Source organism: Weissella halotolerans DSM 20190 (assembly GCF_000420365.1).
Taxonomy (GTDB): Bacteria; Bacillota; Bacilli; order Lactobacillales; family Lactobacillaceae; genus Weissella; species Weissella halotolerans.
Map to the genome: position 1 here is coordinate 418,959 of NZ_ATUU01000001.1, position 16,641 is coordinate 435,599.

General features: G+C 43.9%; 17 protein-coding genes and 1 riboswitch. Of the genes, 2 read left to right on the top strand and 15 right to left on the bottom strand.

Annotated elements, in window-relative coordinates; translation table 11 throughout:
* Positions 1-62 precede the first annotated feature (62 nt).
* From G414_RS0102075 to G414_RS0102105, 7 genes are all read right to left on the bottom strand, one after another.
* Positions 63-1,130, bottom strand: a complete 1,068-nt coding sequence (locus G414_RS0102075; RefSeq protein ID WP_022791213.1) for an iron-containing alcohol dehydrogenase — start codon at positions 1,128-1,130, stop codon at positions 63-65.
* A 33-nt stretch (positions 1,131-1,163) separates the two neighbouring features.
* Positions 1,164-2,006, bottom strand: coding sequence for a shikimate dehydrogenase family protein (locus G414_RS0102080; protein ID WP_022791214.1), 843 nt, complete (start codon positions 2,004-2,006; stop codon positions 1,164-1,166).
* 123 nt (positions 2,007-2,129) lie between these two features.
* Entirely contained in the window at positions 2,130-2,753 is a 624-nt protein-coding gene (locus G414_RS0102085) for an ECF transporter S component (protein ID WP_022791215.1), read from the bottom strand.
* 37 nt (positions 2,754-2,790) lie between these two features.
* Positions 2,791-3,987, bottom strand: coding sequence for an aminotransferase class I/II-fold pyridoxal phosphate-dependent enzyme (locus G414_RS0102090; RefSeq protein WP_022791216.1), 1,197 nt, complete (start codon positions 3,985-3,987; stop codon positions 2,791-2,793).
* Between the two features lie 118 nt (positions 3,988-4,105).
* Entirely contained in the window at positions 4,106-5,278 is a 1,173-nt protein-coding gene (locus tag G414_RS0102095; protein ID WP_022791217.1) for an aminotransferase class I/II-fold pyridoxal phosphate-dependent enzyme, read from the bottom strand.
* A gap of 68 nt (positions 5,279-5,346) precedes the next feature.
* Positions 5,347-6,351, bottom strand: a complete 1,005-nt coding sequence (locus G414_RS0102100) for a DUF3114 domain-containing protein (protein WP_022791218.1) — start codon at positions 6,349-6,351, stop codon at positions 5,347-5,349.
* 20 nt (positions 6,352-6,371) lie between these two features.
* On the bottom strand, positions 6,372-7,361 hold the full coding sequence (locus tag G414_RS0102105; protein WP_022791219.1) for a LacI family DNA-binding transcriptional regulator: 990 nt from the start codon (positions 7,359-7,361) through the stop codon (positions 6,372-6,374).
* Between the two features lie 203 nt (positions 7,362-7,564).
* Positions 7,565-7,659: riboswitch (THF riboswitch) on the top strand.
* 41 nt (positions 7,660-7,700) lie between these two features.
* Between G414_RS0102105 and G414_RS0102110 the strand changes: the two genes are divergently transcribed.
* Entirely contained in the window at positions 7,701-8,249 is a 549-nt protein-coding gene (locus tag G414_RS0102110) for a folate family ECF transporter S component (RefSeq protein WP_022791220.1), read from the top strand.
* 96 nt (positions 8,250-8,345) lie between these two features.
* On the opposite strand, the gene G414_RS07115 is transcribed toward G414_RS0102110, so the two are convergent.
* Entirely contained in the window at positions 8,346-8,636 is a 291-nt protein-coding gene (locus tag G414_RS07115; RefSeq protein WP_022791221.1) for a hypothetical protein, read from the bottom strand.
* 184 nt (positions 8,637-8,820) lie between these two features.
* On the opposite strand from G414_RS07115, the gene G414_RS0102120 reads away from it, so the two are divergent.
* Entirely contained in the window at positions 8,821-9,477 is a 657-nt protein-coding gene (locus tag G414_RS0102120) for a metal-dependent transcriptional regulator (protein ID WP_022791222.1), read from the top strand.
* Between the two features lie 57 nt (positions 9,478-9,534).
* On the opposite strand, the gene G414_RS0102125 is transcribed toward G414_RS0102120, so the two are convergent.
* The 7 genes from G414_RS0102125 to G414_RS0102155 form a co-directional block, all read right to left on the bottom strand.
* Entirely contained in the window at positions 9,535-10,257 is a 723-nt protein-coding gene (locus G414_RS0102125; protein ID WP_022791223.1) for a class A sortase, read from the bottom strand.
* Positions 10,258-10,332: 75 nt separating this feature from the next.
* Positions 10,333-11,013, bottom strand: coding sequence for a redox-sensing transcriptional repressor Rex (locus G414_RS0102130; protein ID WP_236695782.1), 681 nt, complete (start codon positions 11,011-11,013; stop codon positions 10,333-10,335).
* A 118-nt stretch (positions 11,014-11,131) separates the two neighbouring features.
* Complete coding sequence (locus G414_RS0102135) at positions 11,132-12,469, bottom strand: DEAD/DEAH box helicase (RefSeq protein ID WP_022791225.1); 1,338 nt, start codon at positions 12,467-12,469, stop codon at positions 11,132-11,134.
* Between the two features lie 18 nt (positions 12,470-12,487).
* On the bottom strand, positions 12,488-13,486 hold the full coding sequence (locus G414_RS0102140) for a Gfo/Idh/MocA family protein (RefSeq protein ID WP_022791226.1): 999 nt from the start codon (positions 13,484-13,486) through the stop codon (positions 12,488-12,490).
* Positions 13,487-13,603: 117 nt separating this feature from the next.
* Positions 13,604-14,974, bottom strand: coding sequence for a 23S rRNA (uracil(1939)-C(5))-methyltransferase RlmD (rlmD, locus tag G414_RS0102145; protein ID WP_022791227.1), 1,371 nt, complete (start codon positions 14,972-14,974; stop codon positions 13,604-13,606).
* A 106-nt stretch (positions 14,975-15,080) separates the two neighbouring features.
* The gene (htpX, locus tag G414_RS0102150) at positions 15,081-15,977 is read right to left on the bottom strand and encodes a zinc metalloprotease HtpX (RefSeq protein ID WP_022791228.1); all 897 of its coding nucleotides are present in this window, start codon (positions 15,975-15,977) and stop codon (positions 15,081-15,083) included.
* 9 nt (positions 15,978-15,986) lie between these two features.
* Positions 15,987-16,556 carry a LemA family protein gene (locus tag G414_RS0102155; RefSeq protein WP_022791229.1) on the bottom strand — a complete coding sequence of 190 codons (570 nt, stop codon included), beginning with the start codon at positions 16,554-16,556 and terminating at the stop codon, positions 15,987-15,989.
* Between the last annotated feature and the right edge of the window lie 85 nt (positions 16,557-16,641).

Sequence of the window (16,641 nt, forward strand, 5' to 3'; positions counted from 1 at the left end):
TAAAAAGGAGACTGACCAACTGGTCAGTCTCCTTTTGTCTTGCCAATTTAGCATCGTATATGTCAATCATGTGGTGCAGTTCCTAAAATTAACGGGGCCAGCTTTTGCACATCTTTCGTAACCACAATGGGTTGTCCAATTTGGGCCAGCCCGACCAAGCTAATGCGCCGATTAACTACCCCTGCCGTCGCAATCACCCGCTTAACAAAGACCGGGTCACCAATCTCACTAGCAAATACTGGTAACTTAACCCTAGTTAACACATCTGCTACTTGCTCCGTTGTTTCTGCTTGAGTATAACCATGTTGACTAAAACGATCCAGTAACGCCACCATTCCAATCGATAAGGTCTCACCATAACGTAGGTTAGATCCGACTAAACTAGTAAGGGCCGCGGCAAAGTCTTGCCCAAAGGTCAAAACTTGACTCTGGGCAACAGTTTGTTCAGCAATCACCGACCTTTGATAAGCCCAAGCTGCCTGTATTAAAGCTAATGCCTGCTGTCGAATAGCCGCCACTGTCTGTACTTGTTGTACTAACGAAAAAAATTGGCCACCTGCCAACGCAGCTAATGCCACCAAACTCGCATATCCAGCGGCAACCTCTTCATCACTAAGTGAATCTAATAAAGCCACATCAATTAACACTGCCGCTGGTACATAATCCATTTTCAAACGGTTCACTGCCTGACCAACAGTTAACACTGCTTGCTGTCGAAAAGCTAATTCACTTTGGGCTGTCAACGTTGTTGGTATTTGAATCATGGGCATTCCACCACGATAAAGACCACTGGCTAGCCCAACACTATCTAATACTTGACCACCACCTAGTGCAATCACCCCGTCTGCTGGTCCTAGGCCTGCTTGTTCAAAAGCCAGTGTTAACTGTTCAGTTACCGCTAATCCTTTTAGGTCCTCTTGGCTGGGTAGAACTAAGGTGCCAACCCAAAAACCCTGCGCACGCAATTGCGTAACGAGACCATTCAGGTAATGATTACCTACTATGTCATCGGTGACAACCATCACCTGACGTGGCGACCAGCATTGTGCAATTACTTGCCCAAAGGTTGGCCACGTATCCTGCCCAATTTGATAGGCTACCTCTTGCTTATTTATTTCAATTGTTTTCATTATCCTAGTCCCTCAAAAGCACCTGAACAAGGGCTAGTCCCCCTGCTCATGCTCCCTTTGTATTGCCATTTTAAAGACTGGCTTAGTAGGTAAATGGCCCTGCCAAAGGGCATAACTAAGCCGTCCTTGTTCAATTAACATGCTAAGGCCATTTTCGACATGCCGGTTAGCTGCCAGACCTGCCTTCATGAAGGGGGTCACTGCGTACTGGTATTTTAAATCAATCATGTGTGCCTGCTCTGGTGTTTTCTTTAACTGGTCACTCGATAAAATAGACTGTTGCTTTCCAATGCCAACCGTGGTTGCATCTACCACTAAATCGACCTGTGGTAAAACCGTTTCAACTTGGTTTAACGAGAGTAACGGACCCAACTTATGGGCCGCCACAAAGTCAGCGTGGGCCGTAAAACGCCTACTCAAACGACTAGCTACCGTTAATTCTACTTGGGCTGGCTTGGTGACTATAATAGCACGTGCTGCTCCCCCCATGCCGACGAGCAAAACTCTTTTGGGACTCTGTGATTGCACAGATTGCCAAAAGCCTAACCCATCAGTCGAATACCCTTGCCATTCACCATTAGCGGTGCGCACCAATGTATTAACGGATTGACTTAATTGGGCTGGTTGATCTAAATACAGCCCGTTGGCAACTAGTTCGTTAAAGACCCAGTTCTTATAGGGGGTCGTAACGTTTAGGCCAGCCAACAATTTGTGCTGCTCAAGTTGAACCCACGTTTTTTGAATATCAGCTGGAACCACATCATAAAGTTGATAATACGCAGGCACCTGGTCAGCCGCAAAAGCAGCATTATGCATGGCTGGTGATAATGAATGCTGGATTTGCCAACCTAATAAACCGTATTGTTTCTTCACCATTAAGCCAGCCTCCTTATTTCCTGCTATTATACGGGATAACAGCTATAAAAACGACCACAAACTAAAAAAACATGCCTAAAACTCCAGTCTCCTGGTACGTATTAGGCATGTTTTGCTTATATATCACGTAGTCGTTAGACCTAAATGTTTTTTCAACTTTAAAACTGGAATCCCTACCAAAGGAACGATAATGGCACCCACAATGAGTTCAAAAACTCCATTAAATCCCGCAATGGTCGTAATTAACCAGGTAGCTAAATGCGTGTGTGGAATTCCAGTAAAGGACGTATTCATGACCGTAAAACTAACCCAAGTAAGACTCAACACTAAACTCGTGTTAATCAGCGCTGCTAAAGCGCCTAATAATGACAAGCACCAAGCTTGATCTTTAAACGGCCGTTGTTGAACATAACGTTGATACAACCAACCAATGATGACCCCTACTAAAATTCGTGGCAGCAAAGCCGTGATTGGATTGCGAAACATCAAAGCCCCAATACTAGGTACGGACGACCAGGCATGCCAAAGGGAGTAAGCTCCCCACACCAATCCAAGCAAGCCACCCGTTGCAGGTCCTAGAACCATCGCACCAATGGCCACTGTATAGGTGATAATGGTTACAGCTGCTCCTAGCACGAAGGCGCCCAATGGTAAAGTGCCTAACCAAGGAACTAAGGACTGCAAGATAATCAGTGCCATAAAGAGTGCAGTCAAAACTAATTTACGGCTTCTATTTGTTTTTTGCATGTGTACAGTCTCCTCTTAGGTTGACCAGCCCTGTTAACTAGCCTTTTGACTGGGCTTGCCGGTGGTTTTCAATATACGCTTTTAAACGGGCCATTCCCGCATGCAAATCTTCATCTGAAGCCGCATAAGATATACGCACATAAGCCTCAGTCGTATCGGCAAAGGCGCCGCCGGGTACTACTGCTACCTTTCCCTTGCGTGCTAAATCATAGGCAAACTGCTCTGCATCCTGGCCAAAATCAGCCGGAATTTTAGCAAAGACATAAAAGGCCCCTTCAGGCTTAGTGACTTCAAACCCAAGCGCCTTTAATTTTGGTACCAGCCAGTCACGTCGCTTTTGATAACTAAGGCGCATCTTATCCGCAACATCAGCAGCCTTCGTAAGGGCCGTCACGGCCCCTTCCTGGATCACCTTTGGTAAAGCAAAGGTTAGGGTACTATGCACCTTTTGGGCTTCTTGGATAAAGGGCTCTTGGGCAAGAATGAATCCCATTCGGTACCCGGTCATTGCATGTGACTTAGATAGTCCCGTTATTAAAATTGTCTGCTCAGGTAAGTACTTGACTAGCGACGTATGCGCTTGATCATAGGTCAATTGCGCATAAATTTCATCAGATATCACCCATAATTGATGTTTAGCAAACACATCAGCTAAGGCTGCTAATTCTTTTGGTGTATAGGTAACCCCGGTTGGGTTAGCAGGATAATTCAAGAGAACAGCTTTTACCGGAACCGTTGCCTCGGCTAGTGCTTGTTCAACAGCCGCTGGCGTGAGCTTGAAGGCAGCCGCTTTCGTATCTACTGGGACAATCGTACCATGAGCCAGCTTAATGGCCGAATAGTAAGGTGGGTAGGCCGGCGTTGGAATCATCAACCCATCTTCTTCAGCTAATAGGGTCATTAAAACCACATTAATCGCCTCTGAAACACCGGCCGTCACAATCACATTATTACCACTAGCAAAGTTGAGGCCATAATGCTGATTATAGTAGGCCTTAGCAGCTTCACGTAGGGCCGGCTCTCCTTGCGAATTAGCATAATGAGACTCATTATCACGGATGGCCTGAATCATTGTCTCTTTGATTGGCTCAGCCGTATTAAACCCAGGTTCACCAAAGGTCAAATAAACCAAGTCTGGAATCGATCGTATATCACTTTGAAAACCTACTAAGCGATCTAGTGGCATCTTCGTTACCACTGGATTAAGTGCTTGTACAAACTCTTGTTTATCCATTTTTATTTCTCCCATCCCTTATTACCTTGGACCCTTAGTGTACCAAATTTTATTTTAAAATTACATGTTCACTGACTCACAAAAGTCGTGCCCAATTAAACTTTCATAACTGACGCCCTTAGTTAACATACGCTGTTAATCGGTTTAAAACCAGTGCTAATTCAGATTCAGCAGCTGCATAAGACAGGCGAACGTACCCAGCTCCTCCGGCACCAAACAATGACCCAGGTACTAAGCCAACCTTTGCCTTGTGGGCTAAATCAGTGACAAAACCAACATCATCTTCTCTCCAAGCAGTTGGTATCTTAGCGAAAACATAAAATGTACCAGCCGGTCGAATAACTTGAAATCCAATTTTAGCCAAACCAGTCAGCAGCCATTCACCTCGCCGCTGATAAAGCTGGCGGGTCAAGGCAAGGTCAGTCTGCCCATGCGTTAAAGCTTCCTCAGCCGCAGCCATCATCGGTCCTGGCGGACAGGCCACGATGAGTTGATGCATGGCTTGGACCTGTTGAACTAATAACTGTGGTCCAACGAGATAGCCCACCCGATAACCAGTCATTGCAAAGGCTTTAGATAGACCACTTACCACGATGGTTTGATTTGGAAGCCATTTGGCCATTGAAGTATGTGGGTAGTCATAACTTAATTCAGCATAAATCTCATCTGAAATGACCAAGAGACTAGTCCTGGCCAAGATTGCAACTAGTTCTTGAATCTCTGCTTCTTGGTAGGTAACCCCGGTTGGATTCGCTGGATAATTCATGATCATTCCTTTAGCATCTGGATGCTGGGCTAAGACTTTTTTCAATTTAGCGGGGGTTAAGTTAAAATCAGGAGCTGTGTTAAGCTCGATAATCTCAAGGCCAGCTTGTTGTGCTAAGGTCGCATAGACTGGATAAGCTGGTGTTGGAATAATGAGTTTATCGCCTGGCCTAAATAAGTCGTTAAAGCTTGCAAATAAAGCTTCTGCTGCCCCAATGGTCACTACAACTTCTGTCTGTGGATCATAGGCTGGACTTGCAAACCGTTCTTGCATGTACTGGCTGATTGCTCGGCGTAAATTTAAGCTTCCTGAAGAAGGTGCATAATGCGAGTCATTTTGTGCAATAGCCTTCTGAGCAGCTACCTTGATATGCTCCGCCACTGATAAATCAGGTTCCCCAAGGGTTAAGCGAATCAGCCCTGGAATTTGCGCTAAGTCTTCATCAAGTTTGCGCAACGGCGATACCACCGGCTGGTCTAAGACTGGCTTCATTTGGTTTACTAACTCAGCTTTTGCATCCAACATCCTAGTCTCCTTATTCTAACTTAGCGCTCGGCCTTCAGTCTAAACAGTTGAGACCCTGTAACCGTATCTTATCTCAACTTATTTTCTTTAAAATAACGTTTAGCCACATTCCTTAACTCAGGTTCTAACCCTGCCGTCCAAGCAGCTGGTTCTACATCTAAGCGATTATGACGTTGGCCACCGTGGTTAGCATAATTAAAGGATTCCGTATTTGCTAGCTGCCATAAATCCTGTTCATCATAGTCAACCAGTTCCTGTGAAAAATGAACCACCCCAAATTCATCCATATATTGATGCCGTTCAAGCGCCTGCCAAAGAGACACTAAACGGTCTCTGGCATCCAAGATTATTTCATTATGGTAATCTGCTGTCACAATTTTGACGTTACTTGGTTCCTGTAACCCTCGATTATGAAAGTGTGCATCTGGATAACGAACCCGATGCCGAGTCACCATCTGTAAAAACTGAATTAAGCTTTGCCGGGTCAAGGGCTGACGCCCCAAATAGTCAACGACCGGCTTACCCAAATAATAACGCAACTGATTATCTTGTATGTCAGTCAACAGACGATCGACCGGCTTTATCTGCCAGCCAGTCACAAATTGGCGATACTTTACTTGCATCATTTCTGCAATATGGCGGCTAAAAAAGAACCATTCCCGTAATTGCTCTGCATCGGTCACATGCAAATAATATAAGTTAGGCGTCAAATAACGTTCCGACCAAGCACCTAAGCGCGTCATCATCAAAAAATTCCCACTACCAACTTGAAAACCTAAAATACGATACAGCGTCGCAATTCGTTCACGGGCCTTGCTTTGCATCGGCACAAACCCAATTAAAAACATCCGATTAAATAGTCGTGATCCAACCCGATGTGCTTCAAACCACTGTCGTTGCAAGGCCTGCTCACAACTATAGGGACGCGACGCTAAGACTTGGCGCGTTAGCCGCACATAGACCCACAAGGCCTTATCTGGCCAACCATCTAAATGCAGTTGTTCTACCTGCTTGGCTAATGTCCCCGTTAAGCCAGCTTTCAACTGTTGATACCGTTTTGTACTTACACTCATGCAAGCCTCCCCTAGCAAGATTATTGTCGTCTAGTTGACTCGCGCACAGTTAAATTCACATCAAACTGGGCAACCTGGCGCTTAGCTTGACTATCGGCTACCCGCGCCAAAGCCAGCTCCAAAGCTGCTTTGGCAATTTGATCACCTGGTTGATGAACAGTCGTAAGGCCTGGTTGATAAAAGGCTGCATAGTCCCCATCATCAAACCCTACCACTGAAATATCAGTGGGTACATGTAGCCCAATTTTCGCTAAACCAGCTATCAGTCCAATCGCTAAATCATCATTCAAGGCGAATACTCCGGTAGCTTTAGTGATAGAAACTGCCATTGCAGCCGCTTGGCCTGACTGTTTAGACAGCGAATGTGTTTTCACCTCACTGACCGTTCCGCCCCCTGCTAGCATGGTTTCGGTAAAGCCTTGGGCCCGTTGAAATAGATTGTCAGTATAGCGCTGGTTACCAAGTAACACCACATGATGATGACCCAGTGATAGCAAATGTTTAGCCGCTAATTGACCGCCATCAAAATCTTTCGCATGGACACTATCAGCTTCAAATAATTTAGCATGATTCTCCAAGACGACCATCGCTACTCCACGTCGTTTTAACTCTTCGGCAATTTCTTTTGGTGCCGTCAATTGACTACCAACAATAATAGCACTGGCCCCCGAATTCATCAGTTGATAAACCGCCTGATCTGCTTGTTCACCTTCACCAGACATAACTGACATCGTGACATTCTCTGGTAAATGGTCTTGGATTTGTTGGACAAGGTTGCCAAAATAAGGTAATGCCAAGGAACGAACGACGATGCCTAAAATAATACTATTTTGTTTTTTTAACCGGCGTGCACTTAGATTAGGCACATACCCAATTTGATCGCGCGCTTGTACTACTTTTTGACGGGTTTCTTCAGAAAAACGTTCACCCTTATTATTTAAAATTTGTGACACTGTAGCAATGGACACGCCTGCTAGTTGTGCGACATCTTTAATCGACGCCTTTTTCATCATGGTTCTCCTTTTACACCTGGTAACCTTATTTGGTTCACCCTATTACCTTAATTTTACCAATAATCCACCATTTTTACAGGCTTAATTCATAAAGTAGCGCTACCTTTATACATTTTCCCGAACGCTTTCCTCAGCTGGCGCCTTTAGGGATCCTTTTATTCGGTAAAAACTGTGTTATAATTCATAATTGTTGATTAATGTACAGGGTAGACTGATAAGCGTCAAGTGTTGTAGAAACGGAATGTGAGCTACAAACGAAGGAATTTCCCGCGATTTATCAGTCACATTCACTGTAAAAGGTGAAACCCTCCATCATCCTTAGGAGGTTTTTCGAATATGTTTTCATCAAGTTCAATGTTTCGCCGTTTGACCAGTCGGCAACTTGCCGTTTTAGGCTTACTCTTTGCTTTAGAACTGGTTATTGGCCGGCTTACTTTCGGGCCAGCTAATTTAAAATTTGGTGTTACCTTTATTATTGTTGGCCTAATGGCTAAGTACTATGGGCCCTATTGGACCATGCTCGTCGCGTTTGTCCATGACTTTGTCAGCACTCTATGGAGTGGCTATGGTTACTTTTGGGGCTTTGCTTTATCAGCGCTCGTAGCTGCTGCTATTTATGGTTTTTCTTTTTACGGTCAAAAAGCTGTTAGTTGGCCTCGTACCCTGCTGACCGTAGCCCTAGTATTATTCTTAGTTAACACCATTATGAATACCTTATGGCTGATTATCATGGGGCATATAACAGACCCACACGCCATTGTAAGTCTGATTGGTATGCGCAGCATCAAAGAGGTGATTTTCTTACCAATTCAAACCGTTTTACTTCATCTGGTCTTAAATAACCAGGGACTTAATCATTTATTTAAGCGCATTTTCCCTGAATAAATCAAACTAAAAAAGGCTACCTGAACCAAGTCATCTTGGTCTGTGGTAGCCTTTTTTAGGATTAAAATTGGTCAGTTCATGTGAACAGCTTACCCATTAGTAAGAAAGATGTACCCGATAACGTTGCTGCCGGCACCATTTTGCAAAGCACCAAGCAAAGCGGTCGCGTTCTTCAGGTGTCCGAAACTTTAGACACAAATAATTCTTCAAACTGGTGATGTTCATATGATAAATCTTACAATCAACTGGTTGACCTACAAAAATGGTCATCCTAGCAGAAATATGGTCTGGGTGCATAAAACGTTCAAATTGTTGTCGCTGCTGTTGACAATAAATTAATTGGCTAACAGCTTTGAGTGAAAGTTCAGGTTGGTTTTCTTGGCCCATATTAAACTCCTTTTTTAGCCGCCAAAACGTGTCCAAATGCCGTCCCCTATTTTAACCAGCCCTAGTTTAGCATGATTAATTTAAGCCAAACAAGTTCTCATGAAAATAAAGTGAATTTTCATTGTTCGCTCATCATGCTATAATGTGGTTAATTAAATTAATTATGCACATAAAGGATTTACATATGAACGATTCTGTTTCAAAAACGCAATACTTACAAACCATTCTTGAACTCAGTGCTGGTGATGACCAGGTTAAAATTTCAAACAACCAAATTGCTGAACACCTGCATGTCACGCCTTCATCCGTTTCAAACATGCTAGCCAAATTACAAGATGCAGGTGAAGTCGATGTAGTTCCCTATTACGGTGTGACCTTGACGGCCGCTGGTCGATTAACTGCCATTCGGTTAATTCGCTCACATCGTTTGTTTGAAACGTTTATGGCCAACAAGCTTCACCTACCACTTTCTGTGGCCCATGAAAATGCTGACCGTCTTGACCATGATGCTGATCCACAGCTAATGCAAGCCTTAGATGCGTTTTTAGACTATCCCAAGTACAGCCCCCATGGTCTATTGATTCCAGATGCAAATAATCAATACCACCCGGCAGCCTTAGCTCGTCTTAGTGATGCCAAAGACGGTGAAGAGGTGCGGATCTACGGTTTTACCGAAGACCTTGAGCTATTGCAATATGCGGAAACAATTGACTTACCCCTGAATTCTGTTTGGACGGTTGTGAAACGTTTACCCTTTGATGGACCCCTAATTTTAGAACGACAAGGAACAGAACTCCAAATCACACAACATGCTGCCCATTACATCTATATTAATGCTTAAGAAAAGCCTCGGCTATGTCATGACATAGCCGAGGCTTTTTTGCTGTTGCATTTAACATTATTTAATCCAGCGATTATCTTTAGTAAACGATTTTTGAATGGCAGTAGGTGTATCGTCCCAACTTTGTTGGCCTTCTAAGGTGCCTTGCATAATCACGCGACCACGCTCAGCAGTGTAATCGCATGTAATGAGGGTAATCAACTTTTTACCAGCCACTGGGTCCGCCCACTGTACATCCGTGGGTTTAATCGTTCGATAAGTCGTTGCCCGATAAGTATAGACCTGGTCCATATCAGTTAGATAGATTTTTTGTCCTACTTTGCCCTGATAATAAAGGGGCGAAAATAGTAAAGACTTCCCAGAGGCACCCTGAATAAAATGACTGGCCAGGGCATAATTTCCTTGGCCCATTTTTTCATTTTCATATAAGGTGCCGGCTCCCAAGGATAAATTAATGTCATCGGTACCCTGTGAAATTGGTACCGATAGGCCAATGTCTGGTACCGAGACCATACCAATAAAATTTATCTTTCCCGCTTGTAAACGGGCCTTAATAACTTGTTCAGCCGTTAATGGCTTTACCTTTTGCCAATCATAATTAGCCTTTTTAGGCGCTTTCTTGGCACGGTTAACGCTGGCCTGATTTACGGTTGGTTGAAACTGACTTAGTACAAAGTGGGCTAGCTGCACGTGAAAAATCATCATCAATGAAATTACAATGAGCAAACCATAGAGAACCCTGCGCAAGTAGCGATGTTGCTTTGGTTTATGCTTGGTCATTTTCTCATCCTCAACTTAATTAGTCCTGAATAATAAAAAGACGGCAGCACCATGCTCCGTCTTTTTACCTTATCCCTATTTTTTGTCGTCAAATGTATTGATAAAGTAAAGTAAGGTTTGCAATTCATTCGTTAAGTCCACATTTTGCACACGCACGTTTTTGGGGGTATCCAAACGTAATGGTGTGAAATTCAGAATACCTTGCACACCTGCACTGGCCAACCGGTTAGCAATCTCTTGGGCTACTGCGGTAGGGACCGTCAAGATGGCTACCTCAATGCGTTGATCACGGATTTGTTGCTCTAAATCATCCATACTATAGATTGGCACACCTGATTGAATCGTATTGACAATATCTGGACTGATATCAAATGCTGCAGAAATGCGTGCATTCGAACTTTGATGGAAATTAAAATTCAAAAGGGCATGTCCTAAATTACCAACACCGACCAAGGCCACGGAGGCTAAATTATCTTGGTTTAAGATATTACCAAAGAAGTCCATGAGCTCCTTCACATCATAACCATAACCACGTTTCCCTAAGGCGCCAAAATATGAAAAATCGCGCCGAATCGTAGCAGCATCAAACTTTACTGCCTTGGCTAATTCATTAGATGAGATTCTTGTCACTCCTGAATCCAATAAGATCTTTAAATAACGATAGTAAATGGGCAAGCGACGTGCCGTTGCCTTAGGAATATCCTTTTCTTCTGTACCTACTTTTATCTCTTCATCTGCCATATTATCCGTCCTCATCTCTGCTCCTTAGCCTAAAAGCCAAGGTATAAGTAAGTTCACTATACCATAATTACTATCGTATGTGAACTGGATAACATGATTTTTCACAAAGTTTCAGCCAAGTCGGTAGCGGCTGCTAGCTCCGTTGACGTTGCTTCAATGGTCTACCCTTATTCTTAGAATGCTTATGCTTAGCCTTTTTTACTTGTGCTAAACGTTGGTGCCGACTTATTTCCGGCTCCTGCTTTCGTTTCTTAGTTGTCACAGCTCGTGAAGTTTGCTCTTTTTCCGGTGCATCTTCGTCCACCCTAAGCTGAGAGCTATTGACTGGTTTAGCGTTAGGCTTAGCCGGTGCGGTTTTCTTTTTAGCCTTAGTTACTTGCTGGTGTTCACCTTTATTAAATCTGGGCAGCCCCTTCAACACCTCAACCTGGGTATCAACTAATTGGCGGACACGCCGCAAATCATGATCATTACCAAATGACATCACCGTTCCGGCCTTTGCCATTCGTCCGGTTCGACCAGCCCGGTGGGTATAGGTATCAGAGTGACTAGGTAAATCAAAATTAATCACTAGTGGTAACGCCTCAATATCAAGTCCTCGCGCACCAACATCAGTCGTTAACAAGAATTTCGCCTTACCAGAACGAAAGTCCCGTAAGGCCCTTTCCCGGGTCGAACTAGAATCACCACGCACTAAGGTTGCCATTGCAACATGCTCATGGGCCAAAAAACTAGCTGTAATCTTCAACTGCTTGGTTGTATTAAAAAAGACCATTGCTTGTAAGTTCTTTTGACTCGCCAATTGCCGCAAGCGTTTATTCCGCTGATCATTGGCTGTTAACCAAAAAACATGCTTAATCTGAACTGGGATTTGCGTATCACGCGCATCAATCCGTTCAAATTCACGGTCAAATAAGCCCGCAGCAACCGTTAAATCAACTGGTGTTGCCCCAAACAATGCTACCTGAATCCCCGCATCCTTGCAGGTATCCCAAATTTGGTCGACCTGTTGGGCTGTTTCATCTTTTAACAACTCATCAGCTTCATCTAAAATTAGGGTGCGTAACCGATTTAGTTTTAATTTACCCTTAGTAGCTAACTCCGCAACCCGACCTGGGGTACCAATCAAAATTTCGGGGTGCTTTTTTAAACGATCAAGTTGATGTTTAACATTTGCCCCGCCCGTCAAGGCCAAGACTTTCAAATCTAATAGTTGGGCCCATTCCCGTACAACCCGCGTCGTTTGCATTGCTAACTCTTGTGAAGGCGCTAAAATAAGCACTTGTTCACCATCACCAACAGTCAAAGTTGGCAAGAGTGGCCAAGTAAACGCAAGGGTTTTACCCGTACCAGTTGGAGCTAAAGCATCCAAGGACTGCCCAGCTTGTAAAGGTTTAGCCACTGCCACCTGAATTGGGGTTAACTGGCTAAAGCCCTTTGCAGCTATTTTCTCTTTAAATCGTTCATCCATCCGTTAATTATCCTTTTACTAGCGCCAATCAGCTGGAAAGACAATCCCAGCTGATTGGCGGAGGGCCGTTAACACAAGGTTAACTTGTTGACTTAATAATAACATTTGCTCATAATCCGTTTGATACAACTTAGGATCCCGCATGATTTTAGCAAAGGTCTCAGCTTCCCCTAACATAGGGTTAACTTCTCTTGGCTGGGTCAAGGTTTCAACATTACCACTACCATCGTAGTAGGTGACCTCCCCCAGTTCACCAATGTTATCTACCATTAAAGTATCCCGACGTCCTAAAATTTCAGACGGGGCATAACTGTTACTCATCTTACCAAATTGTGCAGTCACATCAAAATCTGCATAGCGCAAGACAGCTGTTCCACGTCCATCGGCCCCATTTTTTAAGCGGGTGGCAAAGTAAACTTGTTCTTTTGGAAGACCAAACAACTTTAAGGCGGCATAGATAGGGTAAACACCCAAATCCGTCAAAGCCCCCGCACTAAACTCACGGGTCAAGATATTGGGTTCTTTACCAGCCAAGTAAGCATCGAAACGCGACGAATACTTTTCGTAGACGAAGTTTGCCCCGGCAATTACAGGCATCTGAGCCACCTTCTCCTCAATGGCCTTAAAGTTAGGTGTATAAATATGACGGGCACCTTCAAAGAGATGCACCTTAGGGTGTGCTTGGAGTAATTGATAAATGTCCTCATACTCAGCACTATTAGAAAAAATGGACTTTTCAACGATAACATTAATATCGTGTTCAATAACCGCCTTTGCCTGCTCATAGTGCAAACTATTGGGCGAGGCAATATAAACAACATCTAACCCACTCGTCAAAAAGGCATCTAAATCAGTGTAGACAGCTTGTTGACCCGCAAAGTTATTGGCAAAGGTCGCCCCTGAATCTTGATGGCGTGAGTAAACCGCCTGCAAACTATAATGCCCCGTTAAGAGAGCTGCGTCAGCAAACATCTTCGTAATCCAATTGGTTCCAATTGTCCCTAATCTTAGTGTCATCCTACCATCTCCTTTAGAATTCCCTTTGTCTATCCATTGTACCATTCAACTTGCTATCGTGGCAGCCCGGGCGCTAATATTAAAAAACATCTCCATGTATGGAGATGTTTTTAACCTTTATGCTTTTTCAAAAACCGTGACCGTCTCAACATGCGTTGTTTGTGGGAACTGATCAATTGGTTGCACATTACCCTTGATATGGTAACCTGCTTCCATCAATTGGACTGCATCCCGGGCCAACGTAGCTGGATTACAGCTAATATAAACAATTCGTTCAGGCGTCATTTGCGTTGCAGCCGTAATGAACTCATTGGTCAACCCTTTGCGTGGTGGATCAACAAAGATAACATCCGGCTGAAGGCCTTCCGCCTGCCAAGCCACCATCTGGTCTTCCGCATTATTTAGGGTAAAGCTTACGTTTTTAATCCCATTCAAATCAGCGTTTCGCTTCGCATCTGAAATTGCACCTGGCACAATTTCTACGCCCAACACCTCTTTAACCTGATCAGCAATTGATAACGCAATCGTACCAATACCTGAATAGGCGTCAATCACTACATCGTCAGGCTGTAAGTCGGCTTTTTGGGCTGCTAATTGGTAAACAACTTCCGTCATTTGCGGATTAACCTGGTAAAAGGAATTAGGTCCAATGGCAAAAGTCTTACCCAATAGCTGGTCCTTAATCGTTCCTTGACCAAATAAGACCTTATTTTGCGTTCCCATGATAACGTTGGTCTTCTCTTGGTTAACATTTTGCACAATGGAAACCACTTCTGGCAAGGCCTCATGGATATCATTAATAATCATTGGCGCCAATGGCAACTTCTTTGCCCGCGTAACCAAGACAATCATCATTTCATGGCTATAATAGCCCCGCCGCACCATAATCGTGCGGACAATTCCCTTGTGTGCCGTTTCATCGTAAGGTTCAATGTGATATTTCCGTAAAATATCACGGACCGTTACTATCGCTGCATCAATGGCCGGATCTTGAATATAAAAATCTTCCATTGGTACTAGGCGATGGGAGCCGCGCCGATAAAAACCAGTCGTCAACTCCCCATTAATCAAACGTGTCGGAATCTGGGCCTTATTACGATACCCTACTGGTTGATCCATTCCAATAGTTGGGGCTACTTCTGCCTTAATATGCTGCTTTTGCAAGACATCAGCAACCTGCTTTTGCTTGTGCTTTAATTGTGCTTCATAAGTTAAATGCGCTAAGGGGGCAACTCCACTAATCACAGTGTTGCCCTTAATCGCTGGATTACGGTCAGGCGATTCAACTAAGCGTTTAACCACCCGTCCAAATGCATAGTTACTGGTAACCTTGGTAATCCCTACCCGAACTGTTTCACCAGGGACCGCATTTGTAACAAAAACTGGAAAGTCTTCATACTTAACAACCCCGTTACCATCATACGTTAAATCAATCACTGGCCCTTCAAACTCTTGGTTCTTCACCACAGGGGCTTTTTTCTTTGACATGTTACTTCTCCTTTTGGCTTTTGCGACAACCACTTAAAAGATTAGTATACCACATCTTAGCCTAGTACAGAAAAAGGCAGCCTAATCTAAGGCTGCCGCATAGTATTTAAAGTTTTTTGATAGCCGCAATCCGTTTGTCCATCGGTGGATGGCTATCAAATAAATGCTGTAGGCCACTTGCTTTAGGCAAAGGGTCCCCAATATACAAGGAAGCACTCGTGTCGCTCACATTTTGTGCTGCCATCGGTGGTGCTTGCGAAATTTTCGTCAAGGCGGCAATTAATGCTTGCGGGTTTCGCGTAAGTTCCACCGCGCCAGCATCTGCCAAATACTCACGATTTCGAGAAATCGCCATTTGCATCATCATCGCAATAATAGGGGCTAGTAGAAGTACCAGCACTGACATAATTAAGCCCATGATATTCCCAGCATCATTGCGATCATCTGATTGGCGATTGCCACCAAAATACCAAAAGTTAGTTCCAAAATTTGCCAGCATGGCAATCGCTGAAGTTAAGGCTACCGCGAGCGTTTGAATCCGAATATCGTAATTTCGCACGTGGGTCATCTCATGAGCCATCACTGCTTCTAACTCATCCCGATTTAACGTTCTGATAATGCCAGCCGTTGCTGCCACAGCCGCTTGTTCAGGTTTATTACCTGTTGCAAAAGCATTGGGACTATCATCATCAATGATAAAGACTCGGGGCATAGGGACCCGGGCCACCATCGCCATGTCTTCCACCACATGCCATAAGGCCGGGGCTTGTTCAGCCCGTTTAATTTCATGAGCATGGTTCATCGCCATTACAACATCTGTTGACTGACTAAACATATAGACCGCATAAACTAGGCCCAAGACCACACTCATAATTACGCCCGCCTGGACACTATTTAACAAATAAAATCCAAGGGCCGCGCCAACTATAGCGATAAACAGGAAAAAGACCAGGAAGAGCAAAACTGTTTTACGCTTATTTTTAGCAATTTGCTCAAATAACATTTACCTACCTCACTTACCCTCAGCATCAAATGAAACGGTTGGGACCGCCTTTTCCTCAGTGGGTGTCTCTAAGAACTGAGCAGGTTCAAAATGATGTAGCTTGGCTACTAAACTAGTTGGGAAGGTCTGTAAACGCGTGTTATAACTGGCTACCGACGTGTTATATAACTGACGGGCATAACCAATCTTATTTTCAGTATTCGTCAATTCTTCCATTAGTTTATTATATTGTTGCGACGCTTTTAAATCAGGATAAGATTCTGCCACAGCAAAGACGGACTTCAAACTATCTGTCAATTGATTTGAAAGGGCCATTTTTTGTTCATGATCCCCATCCGGGACCTGCGTTAGCTGGTTTCTTAAGGCCACTACTTTTTCTAAAGTTCCTTGTTCAAAACGAGCATAACCCTTAACGGTCTCAATCAAGTTTTGTACTAAATCATTACGTCGCTTAAGCTGGACATCAATTTGACTCCAAGCTTCTTGAGTATACATCCGTGCTTTAACCAAGCCGTTGTACAAATTAATCCATAAGATAATGATCAGCGCAATAATGGCAACGAGTAGCCACATCATCATTTTTCTACCTCCTAAAAAAGGTTCAGCTTCATTAGATTGTAAAAGAAAAGCTAATCATCACTCGGCAAGTGCTAAACGATGATTG